This is a genomic window from Myroides odoratus (assembly GCF_001549985.1).
In the GTDB taxonomy this organism is placed as follows: domain Bacteria; phylum Bacteroidota; class Bacteroidia; order Flavobacteriales; family Flavobacteriaceae; genus Flavobacterium; species Flavobacterium odoratum_A.
On record NZ_LROZ01000036.1, the window covers coordinates 1 to 7,700 of the forward strand.

Here is a 7,700-nt window from a genome sequence, read left to right on the forward strand (position 1 = left end):
CCGTGCAGAAGCGAAAACCAAAGTATACGGTGATGCCGATCCTGTATTGACGTATACTGTATCAGGACTGAAAGTACAAGATCAAGTAGCTGCGAGTGTAAGAGGAAATCTTTCACGTCAAAGAGGAGAAAATGTAGGGACGTATGCTATTCAACAGGGTGATTTGCAAGTGATAGCAAATTATACGTTTACTTTTGAAGAAGCATTGCTTGCGATTACTCCTGCTCCATTAATTATTCAACCCGTTGCAGGTCAACAGAAACTATATGGAGCAACGGATCCACTATTTGCCTTTACAGTTACAGGTTTTAAATTCAATGATGGAATCAGAACGGCTTTAACTGGAAGCTTAGGAAGAGCGGCTGGAGAAAATGTCAATCAATATGCGTATCAACTAGGAAGCCTTCAAGCGGTATTTGCTAATTATAGCTTAACCTTGGATAATCAAGAACAATTTGAAATTAAACCCGCTCCTTTACGCCTGGTTGTGGAAGAAAATCAATTCAAGCGATTTGGAGAAGCTGATCCGGTATTGCGCTATCGTGCGGATGGATTACAACGCGGTGATTTTATCATACAAGCGGTTGTTGGACAATTGACACGTAGTGCTGGAGAAGCAGTGGGACTCTATGCTATAACGCAAGGAAGTTTGAGTGCAAGAGCCAATTATTATATTGATTCTTTTATTCCTGCCTCTTTTGAGATCAAGAAAAATAATATTGAAGGATTGACTTTCCCAGCTCAGCGTTTTGTGTATGATGGTCAGGTGAAACAACTACAAGTACAAGGAAATATACAGCCTCAGGCAACGATAGTATATACGAATAATAATCAAACACAAGTGGGACAATATACCGTTACAGCTACCGTTGATTATGGACCAAATTATGAAATATTGCGTTTACAAAGTATACTGACGATTGTAAAGGCGGATCAAGAGATAACATGGAATCAAGTATCGGAAGTAGTATTAGAAGATACGACTACTTTGCAATTGACAGCAAGAGCAAGTTCTAATTTACCTGTATCTTATACTATAGATGAGGCTGCTGATCGTGAAATAGCGGTAGTGGAAGAAACGGGGCTGTTGCGCTTTTTACAACCCGGTTTTGTGACGATAACAGCAAGTCAAGGAGGAAATACTAATTTTAATGCTGCAAAAACGGTATCACATACGATTGCAGTGAGTAGTAGAGATGCCAGTATTTGGGACTTAATCGTGGATGGTGTTTCCTATGGTAAAATAGCAAAAGAAGTACACCTTGTTTTAGGATGTGAGACCCAACAAGACGAAGTAACTTTTGCCGTTCATACTCAAGTTGGTGCAGAGGTACAACCGTCCAATCATTTTACACGTTCAGTGAAAGATTACGGTATATATGAACAAGTCATTACGGTTCAATCACCCAATAAAAAAGTAACAGAAACTTATAAAATTGTGATAGACAAGCGTATTCCGACAGAACATTTAGTGATACAAAAATACAACAATGTGCTTTTGGTGAACAACAACAAACAAACTAATGGAGGGTATGTTTTTCAAGCATATCGCTGGTTTAAGAATGGAGAACTGGTTGGGGAGAAACAAGCTTATTCTGCAGGAGATGAATATGGTACAACTTTGGATCCTCAGGCAACATATGAAGTAGAATTAACCCTATATAACGGCAAGAAAATAAGAAGTTGTCCTATCGTTATAAAAGGAAAAGCAACTGCAAATTGGTCGGTATATCCGAACCCCGTACAGAAAAGTCATTGGTTATATGTTCAGATGAAGGAAGAAAAACCAGGCATGGTGCACTATATCATTTACAACCTCAAGGGACAGTTAATTAAACGAGGTTCTTTAGAAGGCAGTGTGAAGGGAATAGAAATTCCAACCACAGTAGCTTCGGGTTCTTATTTCCTTATTCTGAAAACGGAAGATACCCAGGAAGGAGTTCAATTCATCATCCAATAAGGGGCGAAGATTATACGTCCCATTAGTTTTAAGTATTTTTAAAGACAGGGCAAATAGACATTTGCCCTGTCTCATTTCATTCTTAATACAAATGTAAAATACTGTGTGTTTCGCACAATTCTCCTTACCTTTGCAACTTAGTTTTTTAAATTATGAAAAGAGTAGTAGTAGGACTTTCAGGGGGGGTAGATTCAAGTGTTGCCGCCTACTTATTGAAAGAACAAGGATACGAAGTGATCGGATTATTCATGAAAAATTGGCATGATGATACCGTTACGATTTCGAATGAGTGTCCGTGGCTAGAAGATAGTAACGACGCTCTAATGGTTGCCGAAAAGTTAGGCATCCCTTTTCAAACGGTGGATTTAAGTGAACAATATAAAGAGAAGATTGTAGATTACATGTTTAAGGAGTACGAAAATGGTCGTACCCCCAATCCCGACGTATTGTGCAATAGAGAGATTAAGTTTGATGTATTCATGAAGATTGCTTTAGAATTAGGAGCAGATTATGTTGCAACAGGACACTATTGTAGAAAAGCGGAAGAAGAAGTGGTATTAGAAGATGGCACAACACAAACCGTTTATAAATTAATGGCGGGAGTGGATCCGTCGAAGGATCAATCTTATTTCTTATGTCAATTGTCTCAAGCACAATTGGCGAAAGCTTTATTTCCTGTTGGAGAATTGTATAAATCGAAAGTTAGAGAAATTGCTGCTGAAGCAGACTTAATTACAGCAGAGAAAAAAGATTCACAAGGATTGTGCTTCATTGGAAAAGTTCGTCTACCTGAATTTTTACAACAGCAATTAAAACCCAAAGATGGTTTTATCTATGAGATTTCCAAAGATGCCCCTGTTTTTTCAACTGGTAAAGCTGAGACTTATTCGTCATTGGAGGAGGAATTGTATGCAGAAGCGAAAGCTTTTCACTATACCCCTGAGATGGGTAAAAAAGTAGGGAATCACTACGGAGCACATTATTTTACAACTGGTCAACGTAAAGGATTGGATGTAGGAGGAACAGTGGAGCCATTATTTGTTATTGCAACAGATGTAGCTACTAATAGTATCTATACGGGCCAAGGTAATACACATCCTGGGTTATTTCATAAAACGCTATTCGTAAAAGAGCATGAAATCCATTGGATTCGCGAAGATTTACAATTGCAACCTGGCGAAACAATGCGAATCAAAGCGCGTATTCGCTACCGTCAACCGCTACAAGAAGCGACGTTATACAAAATGGAGAAGGGGATGTATGTGCGTTTTGATGAACCACAATCTGCTATTACAGAAGGACAATTCGTATCTTGGCATATCGGAGAAGAATTAATTGGTTCTGGCGTCATATCTAAAGTAGAATAAATACCAAACAAAACACATGGCACAAAATAGAATAACTGCCCTTTTGGGCATACAATACCCTATAATACAAGGGGGAATGGTATGGAATAGTGGCTATAAACTCGCTAGTGCAGTAAGCAATGCGGGAGGATTAGGATTATTGGGGGCAGGGTCTATGTATCCAGATGTTTTGAGAACCCACATTCAAAAGTGTAAACAAGCAACAGATAAACCTTTTGGGGTTAATGTTTCCTTGCTTTATCCAGATCTTCAGGAAGTGATGGATATCATCGTAGAAGAAGGTGTTAAGATTGTATTTACCTCTGCGGGTAATCCCAAAATATGGACTCCTTTTTTAAAAGCAAAAGGCATTACAGTCGTACATGTCATCAGTTCCTCTAAGTTTGCGCTAAAAGCACAAGAAGCAGGGGTTGATGCTGTTGTAGCAGAGGGTTTTGAAGCAGGAGGACATAATGGAAGAGAAGAAACTACAACATTGACTCTAATTCCGATGGTTACTGCCAAGGTGCAAATTCCTGTGATTGCTGCAGGAGGGATTGCAACAGGTCGCGGGATGTTAGCTGCTATGATTCTCGGAGCAGAAGGCGTGCAAATGGGAACCCGTTTTATCGCTTCTGCGGAAAGTTCGGCTCATGAAACCTTCAAAAATAGAGTGATTCAAGTAGAAGAAGGAGATACAATCGTTACGTTAAAAGAATTAGCTCCTGTTCGAATGATTAAAAATGAATTTTATCAAGGCATCGAAAATCTCTATAAGAAGGGGGCAGATGTGGAAGAATTAAGAGCCTATTTGAGTAAGGGACGATCTAAAAAAGGAATGTTTGAAGGCGACTTAGTAGAAGGGGAGTTGGAAGCAGGACAAGTAGCAGGGTTAATTCGCAGTATAGAACCTGTGGAAAAAATTATCTCAACCATTATGAGCGAGTTCAAAGAAGCTCAACAAAAAAAATACGATTTTTAATCGATTATCTCAAGTATATAAGACCCAAGAACACGTAAAAATGGATGGGATCTTTTATGATATTCTAAAAACCATGTGAATTTTAAATAAAAAGTTCGTATGGTTTTTTGCTATATACTAATAATCCTTTATTTTTATAGGAAGTAAAACAAAATAAAAAATCTACACACTACATATGAGTTATTATAAGATAGAAAACCTTGAACAGTATTTTAAACATTATAAAAAATCTGTACGAGAACCAAGAAAGTTTTGGAGTAAGATTGCGGAGGAAAATTTCGTATGGTATCAGGTATGGGATAAGGTTTTTCAATTTGATATGGAAGAATCTAAATTTGAGTGGTTTGTCAATGCTAAATTAAATATCGTAAAAAACTGTGTCGATCGCCATTTAGCAAAAAGAGGAGAGAAACCGGCTATCATTTTTGAACCGAATAATCCGGAGGAATCCGCTCAAATTATTACGTATAATGATTTGTTTAATCGCGTTTGTAAAATGGCAAACGTATTAAAAGAGCAAGGAGTTAAAAAGGGAGATCGCGTTTGTATCTATTTGCCTATGATTCCAGAATTAGCTGTGGCTATGTTGGCTTGTGCTCGAATTGGAGCGATTCACAGTGTGATTTTTGCTGGATTCTCTTCTTCTGCTGTAAGTAAGCGAATCAATGATGCAGATTGTCATTATGTGATTACATCTGATGGAAGTTTTAGAGGAAACAAGAGTATTCCTTTAAAACCAATTATTGATGAAGCGTTAAAATCATGTCCTTCTGTTGAAAGAGTATTAGTCGTACAACGTACAGAAGCAGATATTGAAATGATGGCAGGTAGAGATATTTACTTAAACCCATTGTTAGAAGCTGCTTCAACCAATCACGTGGCTCAAGTGATGGATGCAGAAGATCCGTTGTTTATCCTTTATACTTCAGGGTCTACAGGAATGCCAAAGGGAATGGTCCATACGACTGCAGGGTATATGGTACAAACGGCTTATTCATTTAAAAATATATTTGATTACAAAGACGATGATATTTTTTGGTGTACTGCAGATTGCGGATGGATTACGGGACACTCCTATATTGTGTACGGCCCACTGCTAAACGGTGCTACTACAGTAATGTTTGAAGGAGTACCAACCTATCCTACTCCAAGTCGTTTTTGGGATATTATTGATAAATATAAGGTAACCCAATTTTATACGGCACCGACAGCTCTTCGTTCTTTAATGACGGAAGATTACAAATATGTAAATGAACATGATTTATCGAGTTTACGTGTGATTGGTTCAGTAGGAGAGCCTATTAATGAAGAAGCTTGGCATTGGTATAACGATCACGTAGGTAAGAAAAAATGCCCTATTGTAGATACGTGGTGGCAAACAGAAACAGGAAGTATCTTAATTTCACCACTGCCTTTCATTACGCCAACGAAACCAACATACGCTACATTGCCTTTACCAGGAATTCAAGCGGTATTGATGGATGAGAAACGAAATGAAATTGAAGACAACCAAATTGATGGTTCGCTGTGTATTAAGTTTCCATGGCCTTCTATGGCGAGAACCATTTGGGGAGATCACCAACGCTATAAGGATACTTATTTCAGCCAGTTTCCAGGAAAGTATTTCACTGGAGATGGAGCATTGAGAGATGAGGTAGGGTATTATCGAATTACTGGACGTGCGGATGATGTGGTGATTGTATCAGGGCATAACTTAGGTACTGCACCAATTGAAGATGCAATTAATGAACATCCAGCTGTTGCAGAAAGTGCTGTTGTTGGGTATAAACACGACATCAAAGGAAATGCATTATATGGTTTCATTACGTTAAAAGTTGAAGGGGAGTACAGAGATCGTGAAAACGTGAAAAAAGAAATTAACCAGTACATTAGCAGTCATATTGGTCCAATTGCTAAGTTAGATAAAATTCAATTTGTTGATAGTTTACCTAAAACTCGATCAGGTAAAATTATGCGTCGAATTTTGCGATCTATTGCGGATGGAGAAACCAAAGATTTTGGAGACGTATCTACGCTAATCAATCCTGAAGTAATTGAGAAAATTCAGCAAGAAAAGTTGTAATAGACAGTAGGTAACCCAATAGTATAACGAGGTTCATTTATAAAAAGACAAAAACAGGAGGATTTACCTCCTGTTTTTTTTTACCTTTTTTTACTCCAATCGCGCGAGATTTTCAACTTGGTGTTTTTCGCTAAAAGAGATTTTTTTAGCCTGAATGTATTGTATTTCTGCGACTTTGTACTGTTTTTTACCCTCTTGCTATGCGTTTTTGACTTATAATGATGATATTTAGTGGTGTTTTTGGTTGTTTTTAGGGTGTTTTTTACGCTTTACTAGTTAATTTATGCAAAGTTACAAGGTGTGTTAATTACTTATTGTTTTACTTTTTTACTTATTTGAGGGCACTATTTCCTTTTTATTTATCGTTTTTTTGATGAAATCACACTTTCATTTTTATGAGAAATCTTTTTTTGAGAACATTTTATTGCGTATTAGTCGCGAAAGGAGGCTTTAAAATAGAGATAATTGAAAGTATCCTTTTAGTGTAATTATTAGTTCTTTGGTTTTTTGGTGTTTTTGAGGTTTTAATTATGTTTAATTTTAATAAAATGTTGATTAAAATTTATTAAAAATTGTAATATGATTAGAAAAGTTATTCCGTTAATGGCATTGTTTGCAACTGGTTTTGCAACTGCCCAAGTTGGTATAGGAACAGTAACTCCAGCTAATTCCAGTCAACTTGATATTGTCTCTGATAACAAAGGGGTGTTATTTCCAAGAGTCAATTTAAAAGGTGAGAAAGATAAAGACCCAATTGTAGGTGATTTAACTGAAAGTTTGTTTGTATATAATTTAGGTCTCGAAGGTATGCCTCCAGGTTTCTACTATTGGGACAAAGAAAAGTGGGTGCGCTTGTTAAACAATCAATCCTTTATTAATACGACAAACGAAAGTTTTAGCTTAATTAACGATCGTCTAACGATAACTGATTCAGAAGGGAATACAGTGTCTATGCCTTTAGATGATATTGTGAGCAATTCTAATTTTATAACTGAAATTATCAATAAACTAAAAGGGAAATATGGAAATGTTTATTACAATACCACAGACCATAAGTTTTATTATATAGAGGAGAGTGATGGAACTCATCATTTGATTACATGGGAAGATTTGAATACTACAAACGTAACGTTTACTTTAGAAGATGATTATTTAACCGTAACCGATCTTGATAATAGTTTTGTACGATTACACGTAGAAGAGATCGCTAATAACTTAACATTTGTAGATAAATTAATTGAAAATCAAAGATTTATCTCGGAAATAATCAACAAGCTGAAAGGCAAGTACGGAAATGTTGTTTACAATGCAACCGAAAACAAATTCTAC

General features: G+C 36.8%; 4 protein-coding genes and 1 pseudogene. All 5 read left to right on the forward strand.

Annotated elements, in window-relative coordinates:
* Positions 1 to 1,960 (forward strand): MBG domain-containing protein (locus tag AWV75_RS18030; RefSeq protein ID WP_156424214.1); only part of this gene is annotated, 1,960 nt, incomplete at its 5' end.
* A gap of 152 nt (positions 1,961 to 2,112) precedes the next feature.
* The gene (mnmA, locus tag AWV75_RS18035; protein WP_060875655.1) at positions 2,113 to 3,327 is read left to right on the forward strand and encodes a tRNA 2-thiouridine(34) synthase MnmA; all 1,215 of its coding nucleotides are present in this window, start codon (positions 2,113 to 2,115) and stop codon (positions 3,325 to 3,327) included.
* 16 nt (positions 3,328 to 3,343) lie between these two features.
* Complete coding sequence (locus AWV75_RS18040) at positions 3,344 to 4,288, forward strand: NAD(P)H-dependent flavin oxidoreductase (protein WP_060875656.1); 945 nt, start codon at positions 3,344 to 3,346, stop codon at positions 4,286 to 4,288.
* Between the two features lie 175 nt (positions 4,289 to 4,463).
* Positions 4,464 to 6,371 (forward strand): acetate--CoA ligase, encoded by a 1,908-nt coding sequence (gene acs / locus AWV75_RS18045; protein ID WP_002985092.1) that lies wholly within the window; start codon positions 4,464 to 4,466, stop codon positions 6,369 to 6,371.
* 579 nt (positions 6,372 to 6,950) lie between these two features.
* Positions 6,951 to 7,700: pseudogene (locus AWV75_RS18050) on the forward strand (hypothetical protein); the annotation flags it as partial.